The sequence below is a fragment of the Nocardia terpenica genome (assembly GCF_013186535.1).
In the GTDB taxonomy this organism is placed as follows: domain Bacteria; phylum Actinomycetota; class Actinomycetes; order Mycobacteriales; family Mycobacteriaceae; genus Nocardia; species Nocardia terpenica.
In genome coordinates this window covers 853,085-871,721 of record NZ_JABMCZ010000002.1, presented here as the reverse complement: position 1 = coordinate 871,721, position 18,637 = coordinate 853,085, and the positions used below count along the sequence as shown (strand labels likewise).

Annotated in this window: 14 protein-coding genes and 1 pseudogene; 5 read left to right on the top strand and 10 right to left on the bottom strand. The window is 70.7% G+C overall.

The genetic code is table 11. The features are described 5' to 3' along the window. Positions 1-11 precede the first annotated feature (11 nt). The 4 genes and pseudogenes from HPY32_RS15480 to HPY32_RS15465 all read right to left on the bottom strand — a co-directional run bounded on the left by HPY32_RS15480 (position 12) and on the right by HPY32_RS15465 (position 4,248). On the bottom strand, positions 12-1,484 hold the full coding sequence (locus HPY32_RS15480; protein WP_067585027.1) for an FAD-dependent oxidoreductase: 1,473 nt from the start codon (positions 1,482-1,484) through the stop codon (positions 12-14). A gap of 15 nt (positions 1,485-1,499) precedes the next feature. Then, positions 1,500-1,889, bottom strand: coding sequence for a carboxymuconolactone decarboxylase family protein (locus HPY32_RS15475; protein ID WP_067580408.1), 390 nt, complete (start codon positions 1,887-1,889; stop codon positions 1,500-1,502). Continuing rightward, positions 1,886-2,754 (bottom strand): annotated as a pseudogene (locus tag HPY32_RS15470) (NAD(P)-dependent oxidoreductase). Before HPY32_RS15470 ends, HPY32_RS15475 begins: the two are co-directional and overlap by 4 nt. Positions 2,755-2,778: 24 nt before the next feature. Then, positions 2,779-4,248 carry an aldehyde dehydrogenase gene (locus HPY32_RS15465; RefSeq protein ID WP_067580411.1) on the bottom strand — a complete coding sequence of 490 codons (1,470 nt, stop codon included), beginning with the start codon at positions 4,246-4,248 and terminating at the stop codon, positions 2,779-2,781. Positions 4,249-4,600: 352 nt separating this feature from the next. Between HPY32_RS15465 and HPY32_RS15460 the strand changes: the two genes are divergently transcribed. The 3 genes from HPY32_RS15460 to HPY32_RS15450 all read left to right on the top strand — a co-directional run bounded on the left by HPY32_RS15460 (position 4,601) and on the right by HPY32_RS15450 (position 7,391). After that, positions 4,601-5,806 carry a cytochrome P450 gene (locus tag HPY32_RS15460; RefSeq protein ID WP_067580413.1) on the top strand — a complete coding sequence of 402 codons (1,206 nt, stop codon included), beginning with the start codon at positions 4,601-4,603 and terminating at the stop codon, positions 5,804-5,806. Between the two features lie 164 nt (positions 5,807-5,970). Continuing rightward, positions 5,971-6,627, top strand: a complete 657-nt coding sequence (locus HPY32_RS15455; protein WP_253949778.1) for an acetoacetate decarboxylase family protein — start codon at positions 5,971-5,973, stop codon at positions 6,625-6,627. Further along, complete coding sequence (locus tag HPY32_RS15450) at positions 6,624-7,391, top strand: SDR family NAD(P)-dependent oxidoreductase (protein ID WP_067580416.1); 768 nt, start codon at positions 6,624-6,626, stop codon at positions 7,389-7,391. The genes HPY32_RS15455 and HPY32_RS15450 overlap by 4 nt, the downstream gene beginning before the upstream one ends. A gap of 53 nt (positions 7,392-7,444) precedes the next feature. Here the strand turns inward: HPY32_RS15450 and HPY32_RS15445 are convergent, their stop codons facing one another. Next, a complete protein-coding gene (locus HPY32_RS15445; protein WP_067580418.1) occupies positions 7,445-8,263 on the bottom strand; it encodes a crotonase/enoyl-CoA hydratase family protein in 819 nt (272 codons plus the stop codon). A 135-nt stretch (positions 8,264-8,398) separates the two neighbouring features. Here HPY32_RS15445 and HPY32_RS15440 point away from each other — a divergent pair, with 135 nt between their 5' ends. Both HPY32_RS15440 and HPY32_RS15435 read left to right on the top strand, forming a co-directional pair. Further along, entirely contained in the window at positions 8,399-9,997 is a 1,599-nt protein-coding gene (locus HPY32_RS15440) for a succinic semialdehyde dehydrogenase (protein WP_067580421.1), read from the top strand. 153 nt (positions 9,998-10,150) lie between these two features. Next, entirely contained in the window at positions 10,151-10,804 is a 654-nt protein-coding gene (locus tag HPY32_RS15435; protein ID WP_373686647.1) for an arsenate reductase ArsC, read from the top strand. Positions 10,805-11,033: 229 nt separating this feature from the next. On the opposite strand, the gene HPY32_RS15430 is transcribed toward HPY32_RS15435, so the two are convergent. From HPY32_RS15430 to HPY32_RS15410, 5 genes are read right to left on the bottom strand one after another with little or no spacing between them, the layout of a single operon-like run. After that, entirely contained in the window at positions 11,034-11,516 is a 483-nt protein-coding gene (locus HPY32_RS15430; RefSeq protein WP_156674075.1) for a hypothetical protein, read from the bottom strand. A gap of 14 nt (positions 11,517-11,530) precedes the next feature. Next, positions 11,531-12,313: a BPL-N domain-containing protein gene (locus tag HPY32_RS15425; RefSeq protein ID WP_082870773.1), complete on the bottom strand. Its 783-nt coding sequence runs from the start codon at positions 12,311-12,313 to the stop codon at positions 11,531-11,533. Beyond that, a complete protein-coding gene (locus HPY32_RS15420) occupies positions 12,310-13,566 on the bottom strand; it encodes a heparan-alpha-glucosaminide N-acetyltransferase domain-containing protein (protein WP_067580429.1) in 1,257 nt (418 codons plus the stop codon). The genes HPY32_RS15425 and HPY32_RS15420 overlap by 4 nt, the downstream gene beginning before the upstream one ends. Further along, a complete protein-coding gene (locus HPY32_RS15415) occupies positions 13,563-14,276 on the bottom strand; it encodes a BPL-N domain-containing protein (RefSeq protein WP_067580431.1) in 714 nt (237 codons plus the stop codon). The genes HPY32_RS15420 and HPY32_RS15415 overlap by 4 nt, the downstream gene beginning before the upstream one ends. A 24-nt stretch (positions 14,277-14,300) precedes the next feature. Further along, on the bottom strand, positions 14,301-18,338 hold the full coding sequence (locus HPY32_RS15410; RefSeq protein WP_231951393.1) for a Pls/PosA family non-ribosomal peptide synthetase: 4,038 nt from the start codon (positions 18,336-18,338) through the stop codon (positions 14,301-14,303). Positions 18,339-18,637: the final 299 nt, after the last annotated feature.

Below are 18,637 nucleotides of genomic sequence, written 5' to 3'. Positions count from 1 at the left end.
TTCGGTCGGGACTAGTGGTCGGTGGCGGCGGCCCGGCCCGCGCGGCGGCCGTAGAAGCTGCCGTCGCCGAGCGAGGCGCCGCTGACGTAACCGCCCGCGCAGATGCCGGAGGTGCAGCGCCCGGCGGCGTACAGGCCCGGGATCGGGTCGCCGTCCACGTGCAGCACCCGGGCGTCGAGGTCGGTGCGCAGCCCGCCGAGGGTGAAACCCGCGGTGAAACCCCGCATGTCGTATCCGGCGAGCGGGGCGCCGATCGGCCGCACCCACTGCGACTTCTTGCCCAGCAGCGGATCCGCGCCGTCCTTCGCGTGCCGGTTGTACACCTCGACCGTGGCCTGCAGCGCGCCCTCGGGCAGGCCCATCTCGGCCTCGAGCTCCGCCACCGATTCGGCGGCCCAGGTGGGCGGCTGCCGGAAGAACGGCGTGCTGGTCTCGGTGCCCTGCGCGGCCTCCAGCGCCTGTTCGTCGATGATCAGATACGCCTGATTGTCCTGCTGGATCAGCGTCGCCTGGCCGATCCGGCCCGGATAGGTGTCCTCGGCGATGTAGCGCTGCCCGCGGCCGTTGATCAGGATGCCCCGGGCCATCATCTGCGGATCGCCGAAGAACGCGACCTCGGTGGCGTCCATGTGCGCGAGCTCCGCGCCCAGGGCCTGGGCGATCCGGATGCCGATGCCGTCGTGCTCCTCGATCGCTGCGGCGGGACGGCCGATCAGCCGGGGCGCGTAGCCCTCGATCATCTGCTTGCGGTAGGCGAAGCTGCCGGTGGCCAGCACCACGCCGCGGTGGGCGCGCACCAGCAGCTGCTGCCCGTAGCGCTTGGCGACCACGCCGATCACCCGGTCCGCCTCGTCCACCACCAGGCGCTGGATGCGGACGTCGTATTCGGCTCGTACGCCCAATGTTTCGGCGACGTCGGTGAGCGGCTTCATCAGCATGTAGCCGCCGCCGCGCTCGCCGGTGCGCTTGTTCTGCATCCGCGGCAGGTGCCCGCGCGGTGCGGGCGTGGCGATCTCGTTGAAGGGGGCCGCGTTCTCGCCGCCGGAATACATCAGGCCCTCGTCGTGCGGCGGCTCCCAGCCGGGCTCGCCCCAGAACTCCTCCTTGAACGGAACACCCTGGGCCACCAGCCATTCGAAGTGTTCGACGCTGCCGCGGCAGTAGTCGGCGATCTTGGCCTCATCCGCGCCGGGGCCCAGCGCCGCGAGCAGGAACGTCCGCATGTTCTCCGGCGAATCCTCGAAGCCCAGCGCGCGCTGGAGCGCGGTGCCGCCGCCCAGGTAGATGAATCCACCCGACAGCGCCGCCGCGCCGCCCCAGCCGCCGGTGCGTTCCAGCACCAGCACCCGCGCGCCCGCCCGGGCGGCCTCGATGGCGGCGGCGGCGCCCGCGACGCCGTACCCGGCGATCACGACATCGGCCTGCTCGTCCCAGCGGGTGGTCGCATCGGCGCGCAGCGGGCGCACACTCACGGTGTCGGACATGGTCTTTCGCATTCCTTACTGCCGAGGGGACTTCTGCTGCCGGGCCACGACCTTGCCCACCACGCCGTCGAGGGTGGTGCCCGCGGGCCAGCCGACGTAGTGACACAGGAACAGCGCGATCTCGCGCAGCTGCTGTTCGTCGAGCTCCGCATTGCGCAGCGCCGCACCGATCTGGATCTCGGCGATGTCGAACAGGCCCTGCGCGGTGAGCGCGCCGAGCAGCAGCAGGCGGCGGTCTCTGATGGAAAGCCCTGGGCGCGACCAGATGTCGGCGAACAGGTGGTCGACGGTGACGGCGAAGTACGCGCCGGGAACGTCGGGCAACTCCCACCCGTAGACCTCGGTCATCTTGCGCAGCCCGCGCTGCCGCCGCTCGGCGGCGGATTCGTGCTCGTCGGTGCTCATGCCCGCTCCTTCTCGAAATCTCCGCCGCCGACCCCGAGCCCGGCGCCCAGGCCGCCGAGAGCGTCTCGGGCCAGCGGTAATTCGACGCCCAGTCGCCGCCCCAGTGCCAGGGCCAGCGACAGATCCTTCTCACCCAGGTCGCGGACGTGCCGCAGGATCGGGAACCAGAAGTCGTCGGCGGCGACCGGGGCGGTGGTGTCGCGCAACATGATCGCGCCCGGGCCGCCGGTGACGGCGTCGGAATGGCGGACCACCGGCCCAGTTGCGTGATATCCAACCCGGCGGCCTCCGCCAGGCGCTGCGCCTCGGCCGCCGCCGTGAAGGCGACGAAGTGTAATAGGTTGCGCGCCAGCTTCATCCGAACGCCCGCGCCGACGCCACCGGCGTGCACGATCAGGTCGGCGAAGTGCCCGAACGGTTCTCGCACCCGCGCGAAGGCGGCCTCGCTGCCGCCCACCATGACCGCGAGCCTGCCCAGCCGCGCCGCGGGTGCGCCGCCGCTGACCGGCGCGTCGACGAATTCCACACCGGCGGACGCGCATTCGGCGGCGAGCTCGACGGCGGTGGTGTCGGCGATGGTGGAGTGCACCGCCACCACGGTGCCCGCCGCGGCGGTCCGCAGGATGCCGCGCGGCCCGGTCAGCACCGTGCGAACCTGCTCGTCGTCGACGACCGCGACCGAGATCACCGCCGCCCGCTCGGCCGCCGCGGCCGCATCGGCGACCGGCTCCGCGCCGCCCGCCACGAACGGATCGAGCGCCTCGGGGCGGGTGTCGCACACCACCAGCCCACCCGGACGATCCAGCAGCCGCTCCGCCATCGGGGCGCCCATGCTGCCGAGACCGATGAAGCCGAGACGGACCATGGTGAGAACTCCTCTGCGGCGGGACTATTCGGCGGTGGCGACGAGCTTGGTTTGCAGATACTCCTCGAATCCGGCGACGCCCAGCTCGCGGCCGATGCCGGACTGCTTGTAGCCGCCGAACGGGGCGTCGGCCGAGTACCAGATGCCGCCGTTGACGCCGACGGTTCCGATGCGCAGGCCGCGCACCACCGTCCGGATCCGGTCGGGGTCGGCGCCCCAGACCGCGCCGGACAGTCCGTACCGGGAGTCGTTGGCGAGCCGGACGGCGTCCGCGTCGCCGTCGTGCGGGATCACCACCAGCACCGGGCCGAAGATCTCCTCCTGCGCCACCGTCGAGCCGTTGGGCAGCCCGGCGATGAGCGTCGGCTCGACGAAGTAACCGCGGTCGCGGCCCGCGGGGCGGCCACCGCCGGTGACCACGGTGCCGCCCTCGGCCCGGGCGATGTCCAGATACCGCTCCACCCGGGCCCGCTGCCGCTCGGAAATCAGTGGGCCGCAGATGGTTCCGGCCTCGTTCGGATCGCCGGGCACGACGGCGGCCATGGCCTCGGCCGCCGCCGCGACCGCCTCGTCGTGCGCCGCGCGCGGCACCAGCAGGCGGGTGGTGAGGGCGCAGCCCTGACCGGCGTGCACGCAGACCGAGAAGGCGGCGTAGCGGCTCGCGGCGGCGATGTCGGCGTCGTCGAGCACGATGCAGGCCGACTTGCCGCCCAGCTCCAGGAAGACCTTCTTCACCGTCGCCGCGGCGGAGGCCATGACGGCGCGCCCGGTCCGCGTCGATCCGGTGAAGGAGATCATGTCCACCCGCGGGTCCTCGACCAGGCGCGCGCCCAGGCCGTGATCGGACGAGGTGACGATATCGACCACCCCGGCCGGAATATCGGTCTCGGTGGCGATGATCGCGCCGATATATGCTGCGCACCAGGGTGTTTCGGGCGCGGGCTTGAGGACGACGGTGGCGCCCGCGGCCAGGGCGGGCCCGAGCTTGGCGAGGTTGATCTGGTGCGGGAAGTTCCACGGCGTGATCGCGCCGACCACGCCGATCGGCTCCCGGTGCAGCGTGCGGCCGGAGCGGACGCCCATCGGCCGCGCGGCGCCGAGATCGGTGTCCCAGCAGTAGCTTTCGGCGAGATCGGCGAACCAGCCCAGATCGCCGATCGGCGCCTCCAGCTGCGGGCCGCCGGTGAGCATGCGCGGCGCGCCCGCCTCGGCAATGGTGATCTCGCGCAGTTCCTCGAGGTGGCCGCGCAGCGCGTCGCGCAGCTGGCGCAGGCATCGGGCGCGGAAGGCGGGATCGCGGGGCCAGTCGGTGTCGTCGAAGGCGGCGCGGGCGGCGGCCACCGCGGCGTCCAGATCGGCGGCATCGGCGTCGGCGGCGTGCCCCAGCACCCGCTCGGTCGCCGGGTCGACGGTGTCGAACACGCCCGCACCGCCCGGCACGAGCTTCCCGCCGATCAACAGCGCGGTGCCCTCGGGGCTGACGAGCCTGCTCATCGGTAGCTCCCATGCTGTCTGGACACGTGTACGGACTATATGAGTGCGGCTCGCCTCTTCGCAAGAACTTGTTTCAATTCAACCTCCACTCGCATGATCCCGGCGCGCTTTTGGCCGGGATCTTCCGGTGAGATCCCGGCCAAAAGCATGCCGGGATCATGGGGGTGCGACGGGGTGCGGTGGCGGAGCGTATGTCGGGGTCGAGGAAGTGTTCTGCTGCGTGGGGCTACGGAATCCGTTGTCGCGGGCGTGCTGCGGTGATACCGTCCAGACACATGTCCAGTTACATGTCTTCCGCGATGATCGCAAGCCGACCAGCGGGACTGAACTCGTTCTCGAATAGGTGGTGGCGATGACCGCGGCCTCGCTGGAACCGCTCATCTTCGATCCGTACGACTACGGCATCCACACCGATCCGTATCCGATCTACCGGCGGCTGCGGGCGGAGGCGCCGCTCTATCACAACCCCGACCTGAATTTCTGGGCGCTGTCGCGGCACGCGGACGTCGTCGCCGGGTTTCGGGATGCCGCGCGGCTGTCGAGCGCGAACGGGGTGTCGCTGGATCCGGCCGCGTGGGGGCCGCACGCTCACCGGACGATGTCGTTCCTGGGCATGGACGATCCGCGCCACCAGCGCATGCGGCGACTGGTCTCCGAGGGCTTCACCCCGCGCCGGGTCGCCGATCTGGCCGACCGCATCCGGGCGTCGACGCTGCGGTATCTGGAACCGGCGCTGGCGCGAAGGCGATTCGACTGGATCGAGGAGGTGGCCGGGCGGCTGCCGATGGACATCATCTCCGAACTCATGGGCGTCCCGGAGCCGGACCGCGCCGAGATCCGGCGGCTCGCGGACCTGGTGGTGCACCGCGAGGACGGCGTGCTCGACGTACCGGCCGCGGCGATCGAGGCATCGATGCGACTCATCGGCTACTACGCGGACATGATCGCGCGCCGCCGCCGCTCGCGCACCGACGATCTCACCTCCGCCCTGCTGGACGCGGAGATCGACGGCGACCGGCTCGGCGACCAGGAGATCCTGGCCTTCCTGTTTCTCATGGTCGTCGCGGGCAACGAGACGACCACCAAACTGCTCGGCAATGCGGTGTATTGGGCCGCAAGCGATCCCGCGCAGTATGCCGCGGTGGTCGCGGATCCCGGGCGGGTCGGCGACTGGGTGGAGGAAACGCTGCGCTACGACACCTCCACTCAGATCCTCGCCCGCACGGCCGCGGTCGATTTCGAGGCGCACGGTGCGGTGGTCCCGGCCGGGGCGAAGGTATTGCTGCTGATCGGGTCCGCGAATCGGGACGAGGCGGTATTCGCCCGACCCGACACCTACGACATCGGACGCCCCGACAAGGGCGCGCTACTGAGTTTCGGTCGCGGCGTGCACTTCTGCCTGGGCGCCCACCTGGCCCGGCTGGAGGCCGGGATCGCGCTGCGGGAGCTGGTGACTCGCGTGCGCGCGATCGAGGTCGATGCGACGGCCTGCGAGCGGGTGCACTCCACCAATGTGCGCGGATTCGCGAAACTGCCGGTGGCGGTGGAGATGAGCTGACGCGATCCGGCGATTCCCGTCAAAACTCCGCGAGGAGGGCGGGGGATGACCGACAGTGTCCCGGTCAACGGGATCAGGGTGCGTGATCCATGGGCCAATCAATGAGAACGTGTTCTACTTTGGAGGTGGTGGCAGTGCACACCGTGCTCGGTGAACAGGTCCGGATGCCGGTGGAAATCCGTGTGGCGGAGGCCTTGTCGGCCCTGTACCTGGTGGACGAGACGGCCGCGCGGACGCTGCTGGCGGGGACGGGTCTGGAACCGGTGCGCTGCGCCGGGCGGGCGCTGTGCGCGCTGGCCTTCGTTCGCTATGTCGACGGTGATCTAGGCCCGTATCACGAGTTCGCCGTGGCGCTGATCGCCCGGGTGCCGGGGCGGCGGCGCAGCACGGGGGCGTATATCCACTGGTTGCCGGTCAATCAGGAGTTCACCTGTGCGGCGGGGCGGCAGATCTGGGGATTTCCCAAGGAGGTCGCCGACATTCGGCTCGCGCGGCGGTGGCGCGGCAAGCGCTGCGAGGTCTGGCTGGACGGCCGGATGGCGGTGGCGCTGGAGATCCGGGGCGGCCTGCCCGTCCCGGCGGTGCTGGGCGGCGCCTCGATCGCGGCCTACACCCAGCCGGACGGCGTGTTGCGGCGCACCCCGTGGGGGATGCGGCCGTCCCGGGTGCGCCTGCGGCTCGGCGGCGGCGCCCGCCTGGAACTCGGCGATCACCCCGTCGCCGACGAGCTGCGCGCCCTCGGCCTGCCCGGCCGCGCGATCTCCACCACCCGAATCGGGGTACTGCGAATGACTTTCGAGGATGCCATGGAGGTCCGATGACCACGACAGCACTGGTGACCGGCGCGGCGAGCGGGATGGGCCGCATTGCCGCCCAGCGCCTGGCCGCGGCCGGGCACCGCGTCGCCGCCGTCGACGTGAACGAGACCGGGCTGGCCGAAACCGCCCGCCGCGCACCGAATGTGCACACCTACGTCTGCGACGTCTCGGATCCGGAGGCGGTGGCGGCGACCGTGCGGCAGGTGCGCGCCGACCTGGGGCCGATCACCCACCTGGTGCACTCCGCCGGGCTGGCGCGCGTGGGTGCGGCGCTCTCCCACGATATTTCGGAGATTCGGCGGGTGATCGAGATCAACTACCTGGGCACGGTGATCGTGTGCCAGGCGGTGATCCCGGCCATGCGCAATGCCGGGTCGGGCACCGTCGTGCTGTTCGCGTCCATGGCGGGCTGGCTGGCCTCGCCCGGCCTGGGCGCCTACGCGGCCTCCAAACACGCGGTGGTCGGCTACGCCGAGGCGCTGTACCAGGAGCTGATCGGCACCGGCGTGCGGCTGCTGTGCATCTGCCCACCACACGTGGAAACCCAGTTCCTGGAGGGCATTCGCGCGGTGGACGCCGACGTGCTGGCCGGTCGGCGCGGCATGTCCCCCGAACGGGTCCTCGACGATATGGAAAAGGCGCTGGCCCGAAAAACGGTGCCGCTGTACATCTTCCCCGGCTCCGCCCGCCAGATGGTGCTGGCCCGCCGCCTCACCCCCAACCTGCTCCGCCGGGTCATTGTGCGAATGGTCAAGCCGCAGTTGTGAATCCGCCGTCGTCGTTCCGGCCGCGAGTGCGCCGGAACGACGAGAGGGCCCGTCTAGCGGCCGTGGAACTCCGGCTTGCGCTTTGCGGCGAAGGCTCGTGGGCCCTCCTTGGCGTCCTCGCTGCGGAATACGGCCAAGCCGAGTTTCGCGTCGATCTGGAATGCCTGTTCCTCGTGCAGGCCCTCGGTGTCGCGGATGGTTTTGAGGATGGCCTGTACTGCGAGTGGGCCGTTGGCATTGATCAGGTCGGCGAGTTCGAGGGCCTTGGTCAGGGCGGTGCCGTCGGGGACCACGTGGCCGATGAGGCCGATCTCCTTGGCCTCGTGGGCGGTGACGTGCCGGCCGGTCAGCAGGATGTCCGCGGCGACGGTGTAGGGGATCTGGCGGGGCAGCCGCACCGCCGAGCCGCCCATCGGGAACAGGCCCCAGCGTGCCTCGGACACACCGAATTTCGCGCTCTCGCCCGCCACCCGGATATCGGTGCCCTGCAGGATCTCGGTGCCGCCCGCGATGGCCGCGCCCTCGACCGCGGCGATCAGCGGCTTGGTGAGCCGCCGACCCTTGAGCAGGCCGGGCAGGCGGCTGGGGTCGAATCCGCCGCCGCTCATATTCTTCGCCGGATCCTGTTTGGTCATGGCCTTCAGGTCGGCGCCGGCGCAGAACGCGCCGCCCGCCCCGGTGAGAATGCAGGAGCGGATCTCCGGATCGCTGTCGACGGTGTCCCACGCCCGCACCATCAGCTCCAGCATCTCCCCGGACAGCGCGTTGCGGACCGCCGGGCGGTTCATGGTGACGATCAGGGTGGCGCCGCGGCGTTCCACCAGCGCGTGCGGCTCTGTATTGCTACTCGTTTCAGTGGATGCAGTCGTCATCGCCGACCCTCTCTGCTTCGTGCACTACCTGCGCTTTGCGGACGAAGTTACTCCGCGACGTTGTACAGAACAATAACGTGTTCTAGTTTGGAGAATGGTGACCGCCGTCATAGGGCGGCAAGTGAGGGAGACCCGATGGACACGACCACGCACGGCGGCACGACGACGGTGCCGCCGCGGATCACGAAGACGCTGATCGACCGGTTGACCGCGCTGGTGACCGCGGGCACCGCCGGAGAACAGCGCAAGCCCTACGAGATGCTCGAGGTCTACACCGGCGCGGTGGTGGGCGAACTACCGCAGTCGACGCCGGAGGACGTCGCCGCGGCCGCCGCGAATGCCCGTGCGGCACAGCGGGAGTGGGCCTCCTGGCCGCTGCGGCGTCGGCTCGCGGTGTTCGAGCGGGCGCACGAGCTGATCCTGTCCGAACACGAGACCGTCACGGACCTGATCCAGATCGGCTGCGGCAAGACCCGCCGCATGGCGCTGGAGGAATCCTGCGACGTGCCGATGGTGATCAGCCACTACCTCAAGACCGCCCGGCGGGTGCTCGCGCCGGTCCGGCGCGGCGCGGCCGTCCCGTTCGTCACCAGCTCCACCGAGCAGCATCGGCCCAAGGGCGTGGTCGCGGTCGTCTCGCCGTGGAACTTCCCGTTCGCGGTGTCGCTGTCGGACTCGGTGCCCGCGCTGATCGCGGGTAACGGCGTGGTGCTCAAGCCGGACAACAAGACCGCGCTGTGCGTGCTGTTCGGCGTGGAGCTGCTGTACCGGGCGGGGCTGCCGCGCGGACTGATGCAGGTCGTGTGCGGGGCGGGTCCGGACGTCGGGCCCGCGCTCATCGAGAATTCGGACTTCGTCATGTTCACCGGGTCCACCGCGACGGGCCGCACCATCGGCGAGCTCGCGGGGCGGCATCTGATCGGGTGCAGCCTGGAGCTGGGCGGCAAGAATCCGATGATCGTCCTCGACGACGCGAATCTGGACGAGGTGGTCCCGAGCACCGTGTTCGCGGTGTTCGGCAACAGCGGCCAGGCATGCATGCACATCGAGCGGATCTACGTGCACGACCGGCTTTTCGACGAGTTCGTCCGCCGCTTCGTCGCCGCCGCGGAGGAATTGGGCGCCAAGGCCGGGGCCGCCTACGACTACACCCCCGAATTCGGCTCGCTGGTCTCGGTGGAGCATATGGAGCGGGTGGCCGCGCACGTGGAGGACGCCCGAGCCAAGGGCGCCACCGTGCTCACCGGCGGCAGGCCGCGGCCGGACCTGGGCCCGGCGTTCTACGAGCCGACGGTGCTCACCGGGGTGACGCCGGAGATGACGCACGCCACCATGGAGACCTTCGGTCCGGTGGTCACCGTGTACCGCTACTCCGACGAGCAGGAGGCGATCGAGCAGGCCAACGCCACCACCTACGGCCTCAATGCCAGTGTGTGGAGCCGGGATCTGGCCCGCGCCGGGCGGGTGGCCGACCGCCTGCAATCGGGAAACATCAATATCAACGACGGCTTTGTGACCACGTATTCGGCCAAGGGCACCCCGTCCGGCGGGGTGAAGCAGTCCGGCGTCGGCACCCGGCACGGCGACGCCGGTCTGCTCAAGTACACCGACACCGTGAATGTCGGGGTGCAGAAAAAGCAGGTGCTCGCCGCGCGCGGCGGCCTGCCGTACGAAAAGCAGCTGCGCACAACGCTTCTCACGCTGCGGCTGATGCGCAGATTCCGAATCCGCTGAGTGTGCCGGTGCGGCGTCGGACCCGGCACGTTTGCTCGTTGCCCGGGGGCTCGATCCGATTCACGCGGAGTTCGTTTGCCCGCGTTGGTGTCCGGTGCAAGGCTGATGTGCGTGTCTCAGCCCGAACACCCGAGCCGGGCCGGATACGCTGCGATCACGCCGGCCTATCGGTTGCTGGATGTCGACCACGACACCGCGCTCGCGCACGCCGAGCGGCGACTCAACGCCGAGTTCGCGATCCTGTTCGACTCCGGCACCATTCACCGTTTCCTCTCCTCGTCCTATACGGAGTACACCGGCCGCGCCAAGGTCACCTGGTATCTGCCGCTGCTGGCCGAACGCTTCGCCCGGCAGCGGCTGCACGCGCTGGCCAAGGTCCAGGGCCGTATTCCGCAACCGAAGCCGGTGGTGCTGTTCCTGTGCACGCACAACGCGGGTCGCTCTCAGATGGCGCTCGGCTTCTTCATCCGCGACGTCGGCGGCCGGGCGCTGGCCTGGTCGGGCGGCTCGGAGCCGAGCGGCTCGCTCAATCCGGCGGTGGTCGCGGCGATGGCCGAGATCGGGATCGACATCTCCTACGAATTCCCCAAGACCTGGACCGACGAGATCATCCTGGCCGCCGACGTCATCGTCACCATGGGCTGCGCCGACACCTGCCCGCTGGTGCCCGGTCCCCGCTACGAGGACTGGATCGTCGACGACCCGGCGGGCTTGCCGGTGGCCCAGATCCGGCCCATCCGCGACGAGATCGGCCGCCGGGTCGTGCTGCTGCTGGACTCGCTGGACCTGGACGTCGCCGCTACCTGACCCCGATCGGCGTGCCGAAGAACGAGGGAAGGTCTCGCCGAAGGTCGACAGCAGCTGGAATCCGTTGGGGTCCAAGGCGAGCCATACATCGGCATGTCCGGGACGGTCTTGCCGAGGCGGGTCGGCGTCAGCGAGCGACTGCTGGAGCTGGCGGTGATTCCGATCGCGGGCCCCGGCGCGCGCATTCGGGGCGACGGCGCACTGGCCGCCGGGCGCTGGTCGAGCGGGGCTAGCGGTCCGCGGTGCCGCCGAGCACGTCGCCGAGCGAGTCCACCTCGCAGCGGTCGGCCTGCGAGGTCTGCATGAACACCGCGTCCACGTCGTTCTCGTGCAGCTTGTGGAAGTCGATCTCCAGATCGTTCTGCCCGGGCTGAATCGTCTTGGTGCGCTTGGTGATCCGGTCGGCGTCGTGCACCACGGTGACGGTGATCGTCTGGGCCGCGGCCGCCATGTTGTGCAGCTTGACCCGGATGCCGCGGCCGTTGGTCGATCCGGTCCACACGGTGGGCGCGGGACAGGACGCGGTGCCGGTACCCATCCGGTCCAGCGCCGACAGCGTCGTCGGCCGGGTGGCGCTGGCGACGGAGGCGCGGTGCGCGGACAGGGCGAACGCGATGGCGACGCCCGGCACCGCCGCCAGGACGACCAGCGACACCACGACCCGGCACAGGGTACGAAGCCATCGCGGGAGGGCGCGGCCGGTGGGGGACATGGTTGCTCCTTTCGTCAGGACGCGGGCGGTGCGGCGGGCACCGGCGTGGCGAGCGTGGTCTCGATGAGGTCGTGCCCGAGCTCGGGGTGGATGGCCCCGTCGGAGGGCAGTTTCGGTGGGTGGAACCAGGATTCGTCGGCCTCCGGATGCGGTCCGGTCAGTCCGATCCGGCCCCTGCCGTAGGTGGTGACGAGCGCGGCCGGTTCCCCGCCGGGATAGGTGGCGAGCACGAAAGACGGTGTGCTCGAACGCATCCGGAAGGTCGGCCCGTCCTGGAAGAACAGCGTGCTGCGCCGCCCCCGCCAGGTCACGGCGACCGTGGTGTCGCGGGTGGTGGAGACGGTGGCCTCCGGCATGCCGATGTACTGGGTGGCGGTGCCGTCGATGAGGTCGTATCCGGGCTTGCCCGCCAGGTAGGCGCCCAGGCAGAAGCCGAGATACACCCCGCCCCCGCGCACCCAGTCGCGCACCACCGCGGCCTGCTTGCGCAGCCGCGGCCACGCCTGCTCCACGTCGCCGCCGCCCGGCTGAGCGAAAATCGCTGCCCGGCCGAGGGTTTCGGCCGTCATCGGAAGACGCTCGTGCGGACCGACATACGCGACCCGCAGCCGGGTGGCGGTCGAGGACAGCAGGGCGGCAACGGCTTCCGGGCATCCCGGACTGGCCGCGGGCCCGCGGTAGACCAGGGCCAGCGGGGGAGCGGGACGCTGTAATTCGTAGGCGGCGATCCCGATCCCCCCGGCCGTCGCGGCGACGGCGGCCGCGGCGCCGATCAGGACGGTGCGACGGCTGATCATGATGCGATTCGCTCCCTCGGCCGATGCCGGGCCGCGGCGGCGCGGGCGCGGCGGGCCGCGGCGGCGACCACCGATTCCAGCGGCCCCCGCCCGGCCGTGCTGGTCCAGACCAGCCCGATGAACAGCACCGCCGCCACCTGGATCAGGTAGCTGGGCGTGTCGGGGTATCGGTCGTAATCGGAATTGATGAACACCACGTGCAGGGTGTAGAGCGTGAGCGTCATCCGGCCCGCCGCGGCCAGCGGCAGCTGGAGCGCGGTGGCCGCCCGCCGCCATCCCGGGGTGCGCGCGTGCGGCAGCAGCAGCATCGCGCCGATCACCGCGTAGGCCGACCCGATGGTCGCGAGCAGGTCCAGCGGCGTGCCGGTGTGCGGCTTGTCGAGCGCCAGCCACCACCAGGTGCTGCCGGGCACCGTGCCGTCCGCGCCGAAGTCCAGCAGCTCCCGGGTCTCGTCGAGGGTGCGATCGGTGGCGGGCTGGGCGGCGAGGATGTGGTCGACGCCGTGGTAGGAGTCCAGCAGCACCGAGGCGACCACATGTGCGCCGACCGCCAGGACCAGCCCGATTCCCAACAGCGCCACCGCGGTTCGCCACCTGTCGAGCGCGAGCCGCCCGACCACCAGGCCCGCGCACAGGTAGGCCATCCACGGCAGCGCCGGGAATTCGCCGGTCACGGTGAGCTCGGTGAACAGCTGCCCGGGGCGGGTGATCAGATCGTGGAAGCCGGGGTTCTCGCCGAGCGGGTCGGGCAGCCGATCCAGCAGCAGATGGGTGAGCACCGGCGCGCCCGCGACGATCCCCGCGCCGGTCGCCGCCACCACCCAGGTCGGCAGCACCACCAGCGGAATCGAGGCCAGGAACATCACCGCGTAGAACGGCAGGATCACCGCCGCCAGCGACGCGTCGGTGTAACCCAGTGCGAGACCGATGATTCCGATGACCGCGGCCCGTGCCGCCAGGCTCGCCGCGGCGGCGGGCCAGTCGGCGACCCGCACCCGGCGGCGCCCGGTGACCAGCGCGATGGACACCCCGGCCAGCACCGCGAACAGCGCCGCCGCCCGCCCACCGAACAGCTGGAAGCTCCAGGTCGGATCGCCGTCGTCGGTGGAGTCGGGGAGCACGTGCACGGCCATCATGCCGATCAGGGCGATGCCGCGGGCCGCATCGATGCCGCGCAGCCGGGCCGCGGACGGCGGTGCGGGCGTGGGGTTTTCGCCGGGCGGCGCGGCGGGCGCCGCAAGCGTGAGGGTCATCGGAACATCACCGTGTCCACCAGATCCAGGGCGAGGTCGCGGGCGTCGAGCGCGGGCAACCCGCAATCGGTGAACCAGTCGGCGGTGGCCTCCGGGTGCGGGCCGACGACCCCGACCCGGCCCCGGCCGAACGCGGTCACAGCCGCGGCGATGGTGTGGTTCGGGTAGGTGGCCAGAACCGTTGTGCCGCTGTCGGTGTCGATGTCGAAGTGCGGGCCGTCCTGGAAGAACAGCCGTCGGCGGCGGCCCCGCCAGTCCACCTCCACGAGGGCGTTCTCGTCGTGCCGGACGGTGGCGCGACGGGTGTCGATGTAGCGGTCGGTGTCGCCGGGCAGCAGATCGAAACCCGGTGTGGCACCGGCCAGATAGCCACCCAGGCAGAAGCCGAGGTAGCCGCCGCCGTCGTGCACGAAGCGTCGGATGTCGTCGCGGTGCGCGCGCAGCTTCTTGTAGGCGGGTTCGAGCTCGCCGCCGCCGGGCTGCGCGTACAGCGCGGCCAGCGACAGGGTTTCGGCGCTCAGCGACAGGTTTTCGCCGGGGCCGACGAAGTGGATGTCGAAGTTCCACGGGCTGTCGGCGAGCATATCGGCCACCGATTCCGGGCAGCCGGGCAGCGAGGCCGGGCCGCGGTAGACCAGTGCGAGCGGTCGCCCGGAGGGCCGCAGGGAGGTGGATCGAGCTGATTCGTGCCAGGGCAGAGCGAATTTCATGATCGGTCCCGAGGTGTGAACGGTCTATCCGGCGGTGACCAGTTGTCCTGTGCCGGAAAGGGTTTCCAGTGCCGCGAGGGTGCGTGCGGCGCGCGGCTGGGCGGGCAGGCCGCCCCAGTGGGTGGCCGGGGTGAGCTGTTCGCCCTTCATCAGCAGCGACAGCGAGTCGAGGACCACGTCGTCGCCGACCATCGAGTCGTAGAGCACGATGGCGCGGTTGCCGACGGTGGCGCCGGGCCGGATCGTGACGGTGGACATCTTCATCACCCGATCCTCGAACAGGTGGGTCTGCAACGACACCTCCAGCCCGACGGCGGCGTCGTCGCCGATGACCACCAGGTCGAATTCGGTGAGGTAGGTGGTGCCGATCCAGGTGCGCCGCCCGATGCGAGCGCCGAACCAGCGCAGCATCATCGGCAGGAACGGGGTGCCGGTGACCAGCGCCAGGCAGGACGGCACGGCCGCCGCCTCGTACAGCCCGGTGACGAATTCGCTCTTGCGCACGAACGGATCCCACAGCGGCTCCACCCGCGTGCGGTAGCGGCCGATGACGCTGTTCTTCACCTCGGCGCAGTAGCGCACGATCGCGACCGCCACCAGCCCGGCCACCAGCGGCGAGATCAGCGCGGGCAGTCCGATGTCGTTGCCGTGCGCCAGGCCCGACAGCGCCCACAGGTACAGGTAGAACCCGAAGCCGAGCACCGTCGCGGGCAGGGTGGCCCGGAAGAACTCGATGGCCAGCCGCTGCCGCACCAGCCGCGGCTGCGGGGCGTAGGTCGCCGACTCCGGGAAATCGCCGGAGTCCTGGCGCACCGGCAGGTGCATGGCGGGCGAGCCCAGCCACGAGGTCCCGTTCGGCACACCGGATTCCGGCGGCACCGTGCCGACGCCGACGAGCGCGCCCTCGCCGATCGTCGCCCCCGCCGACACCACCGCGGCATTGCCGATGAACGACCGGCGCCCGACGGTGGTGGGCGCGAACATGATCCGGCCGTGCCCGAAGGTGGCCGCGCCCACGCTGGCCATGTCGGCGATGAACGTGCCCTCGCCGAGCTCGAGCAGATCCGGGTCCAGATGGGCCGCGGTCGACACCTCCGAGCCCCGGCCGATCCGCGCGCCCAGCAGGCGCAGCCACGGGACCGTGTAGAGGGTGGCGTAGAGCGAGTTGGTGAACTCCAGGCTGTACTCGAACAGCTTGTCCGCCACCCACTTCCGGATGCCCAGCCCGGAGTGGGCCGGATGGATGCCGATGGGCAGGCCGGGCAGGATCAGCAGCTTTCCGGCCGCGACCACCGCGCACACGGTCAGCACGAAGATCGGCCCGGCCAGCAGGGTGGCGGCCAGGCCCGCGAGGATGTCGAAGCGCAGCAGCGCCCACCAGACGAAGGCGGTGGCCGGGACGACCATCAGGATGGCCGCGACCTCGAGCACGAAGGTGGCGAAGCCGATGACGGCCAGCTGCGACAGCGTCCACGGCGTGCGGTCGGGCGCGAGGGCCAGCACGGTCTCGGCGTTGTCCGAGAGCCGGTCGACCGGTTCGGCGGGCGATCCGGACCAGCGGCCGCCGGTCGGCACGGTCTCCCCGTCCGACAGCGCGGACTGCTCGCCGAGGGCGGCCCCGTCCGCCACCGTGGCCCCGGGATCGAGCACCGCGTGCGCGCCCACGAAGGCGTCCGCGCCCACCGAGATCGGCGCGACGATCACCCAGCCGTCCTGCACCCGCCACGGCAGCATGGTCACGCCGTAGCCGACGGCCGCGCCGGGGCCGATGCGGAGCATGGTGGGCAGGCTCACCGTGCCGGTGGCGATGTGCGCGCCGCGGCCGATCTTCGCGCCGAGCAGCCGCAGGTACACCGACGCCAGCGGCGAGCCGGACAGCACCGGCAGCGGGCCCACGCTGAGCAGCAGGTGCAGCGCCCAGATGCGCAGATAGGTCGCGCCCCACAATGGATACCGGCCCGGCCGGATGCCGAGCACCAGCAGGCGGCCCAGCAGCACCGGCACCACCCAGCGCACGTTCAGGTAGGCGACGAGCAGCGCGGCCAGCAGCTGGGCGAGCACCTCGAACGACACGTGGCCGTCGTTGACGGTGTAGACCCAGACCACCGGCAGGGTGATCACGAACATCAGCAGATACAGCGCGACGGCCTGCGCCGCCCCGCCGCGCGCGACGGCGAAACTGCTGTGCCGCAACGGTTCCGCCGCCGGTGCGGCGGTCTCCGGCGCGGCGACGGGCGCGGGCACGGTGGCCGCCAGCTCCCGCACGCTCGGATGCCGGTACAGATCGCGCAGCGCGGCCTGCGGTGCGGCCCCGGTGCTCCGCAGCTGCGACACCACCCGCGCGGCCAGCAGCGAGTGACCGCCCAGATCGGTGAAGAAGTCGGCGGTCACCGAGACCGCGTCGGCGGGCAGGCCCAGCACCTCGGCCCATACGTCGCGGATGCGTTCCTCGGCCGGACCCGCGGGCGCGATCACCGGACCCGCGCCGACGAAGCGGTGCCCGGTCGGCGCGGGCAGCCTCTTGCGGTCGACCTTGCCCGACGGCATGGTCGGCAGCGCGTCGAGCACCTCCACGTAGGAGGCGACCATGTAGGCGGGCAACCGATCTCGCATGCGCTCGTGCAGACGCGCCCGCAGCCCCTCACCGGCCGCGGCCGCATCGGCGAGCACGACATAGGCCGCCAGCTCCGGGCCGCCGTCCGCACCCGTCCCCGGCGTGGTGGAAACCACCGACTCGGTGACCTCCGGGTCCTCCATCAGCACCGATTCGATCTCGCCCAGATCGATCCGGTGCCCGCGGATCTTCACCTCGGCGTCGGCGCGCCCCAGGTACTCGATCTCGCCCGCGGCGTCGATGCGGCCCAGATCGCCGGTGCGATAGAGCTTTCCGTCCGGCACGGCGGGATGGTCCAGGAAGCGGTCGGCCGTCAGGTCGGGGCGGCCCACATAGCCGAGCGCGACACCCGGTCCGCCGATGCAGATCTCGCCCACCTCGCCGTCGGGGACCGGCTCGCGGTCCTCGTCCAGTAACACCACCGAATAGGTGGGCAGGGGTTTGCCGATCGTGACCGGGCGGCCCGGCAGCAGCTCGGCGACGGTCGCGGTGACGGTGGCCTCGGTAGGGCCGTAGGTGTTCAGGATGCGCCGGCCGGGCCTGGACCACCGCTCGACCAGCTGCCCGGGGCACGCCTCGCCGCCGACGAGAATGCTTCGTAATCCCGGTAATTCGCGCGGGAGCGTGGCCAGCAGGGTGGGCACGCAGTACAGCACCGTCACCCCGTTGGACTCCAGGAAGTCGGCGAGCTCGCCGCCCAGGCGGCGCGAATCCGTCGGTCCCACAACGAGAGTGGCGCCGCGCGCCCAGGTCGGCCAGATCTCCTCGATGGAGAAGTCGAAGGAGATGGTCATGCCCTGATAGACGTGGTCGCCCGGGCGCACGTCGTATACCTCGGGTACCACGGACAGGAAGTTGCAGATGCTGGACTGCGCGATCATCACGCCCTTGGGGCGGCCGCTGGAACCCGAGGTGTACATGACGTAGGCGATCGGGTCGGCGGCGTCGCCGCACGGCTCCGGCCGGATGTCCGGGGCGGCGTCGACGGCCGCGGCATCGGTATCGACCCGGATCGCCCGGCACGCCAGATCCTCTACGGCATGGTCGAATTCGGTCGAGGTGACGAGCGCGTCCACCCCGGCGTCGGACACGATGTAGGCCACCCGGTCCGGCGGGGCGCCCGGATCGATCGGCACGAACGTGGCGCTCGCCTTCCCGATCGCCAGCAGCGCGACGTAGGTGTGCAGCGAGCGCGGCAGCAGGATCCCCACCCGGGTGCCCTCGCCGACGCCGAGCGAGTGCAGGTGCCACGCCAGCCGATTGGCGCGTGCCTCGAGATCGCGATAGGTGTACCGTGTCCCTTCCCAGATCACCGCGATCGCGTCGGGCGTTGCGTCGCAGCTGTTTTCGAACAGTCGATGCATCCGCCGCGCCGACCGGTCGGCACCGCGGTCGGCCGTGGCAACCGCCGAATTTCCCGGACCGGTCGCCCTCTCGTCGCCAGTCACCAGAGCCCTCCCTCGAGATCGGAACCCGCACAGGACGCGTTTGCCCGGCTCGGCTCATACGCCGAAGCGGGTATTCTCGAATGTCTGTGAAATGCCTGTGGATTACCCTGCGCCGTCGCAGATCCGCCACGAAAATCGTTATGTTACAGAAGCTTTCACATTCATGTGATGTTTCGGTAACGAAGCTAGCATTACCCCTTCGCTGCGAGCTAGCTGTGGGAGGAGATGTTCGAGGGATGGACATTTCCCCGCGGAAGGGCCGTCACCAAGACTTCGATGCCTATTCAAAATCGATTTTG

Coding starts and splice junctions, on each gene's coding strand:
- HPY32_RS15445 (WP_067580418.1), bottom strand. CDS start 8,263: ATGACGACTGCATCCACTGAAACGAGTAGCAATACAGAGCCGCACGCG.
- HPY32_RS15475 (WP_067580408.1), bottom strand. CDS start 1,889: ATGAGCACCGACGAGCACGAATCCGCCGCCGAGCGGCGGCAGCGCGGG.
- HPY32_RS15425 (WP_082870773.1), bottom strand. CDS start 12,313: ATGATCAGCCGTCGCACCGTCCTGATCGGCGCCGCGGCCGCCGTCGCC.
- HPY32_RS15420 (WP_067580429.1), bottom strand. CDS start 13,566: ATGACCCTCACGCTTGCGGCGCCCGCCGCGCCGCCCGGCGAAAACCCC.
- HPY32_RS15465 (WP_067580411.1), bottom strand. CDS start 4,248: ATGAGCAGGCTCGTCAGCCCCGAGGGCACCGCGCTGTTGATCGGCGGG.
- HPY32_RS15480 (WP_067585027.1), bottom strand. CDS start 1,484: ATGTCCGACACCGTGAGTGTGCGCCCGCTGCGCGCCGATGCGACCACC.
- HPY32_RS15450 (WP_067580416.1), top strand. CDS start 6,624: ATGACCACGACAGCACTGGTGACCGGCGCGGCGAGCGGGATGGGCCGC.
- HPY32_RS15415 (WP_067580431.1), bottom strand. CDS start 14,276: ATGAAATTCGCTCTGCCCTGGCACGAATCAGCTCGATCCACCTCCCTG.
- HPY32_RS15460 (WP_067580413.1), top strand. CDS start 4,601: ATGACCGCGGCCTCGCTGGAACCGCTCATCTTCGATCCGTACGACTAC.
- HPY32_RS15455 (WP_253949778.1), top strand. CDS start 5,971: ATGCCGGTGGAAATCCGTGTGGCGGAGGCCTTGTCGGCCCTGTACCTG.
- HPY32_RS15430 (WP_156674075.1), bottom strand. CDS start 11,516: ATGTCCCCCACCGGCCGCGCCCTCCCGCGATGGCTTCGTACCCTGTGC.
- HPY32_RS15440 (WP_067580421.1), top strand. CDS start 8,399: ATGGACACGACCACGCACGGCGGCACGACGACGGTGCCGCCGCGGATC.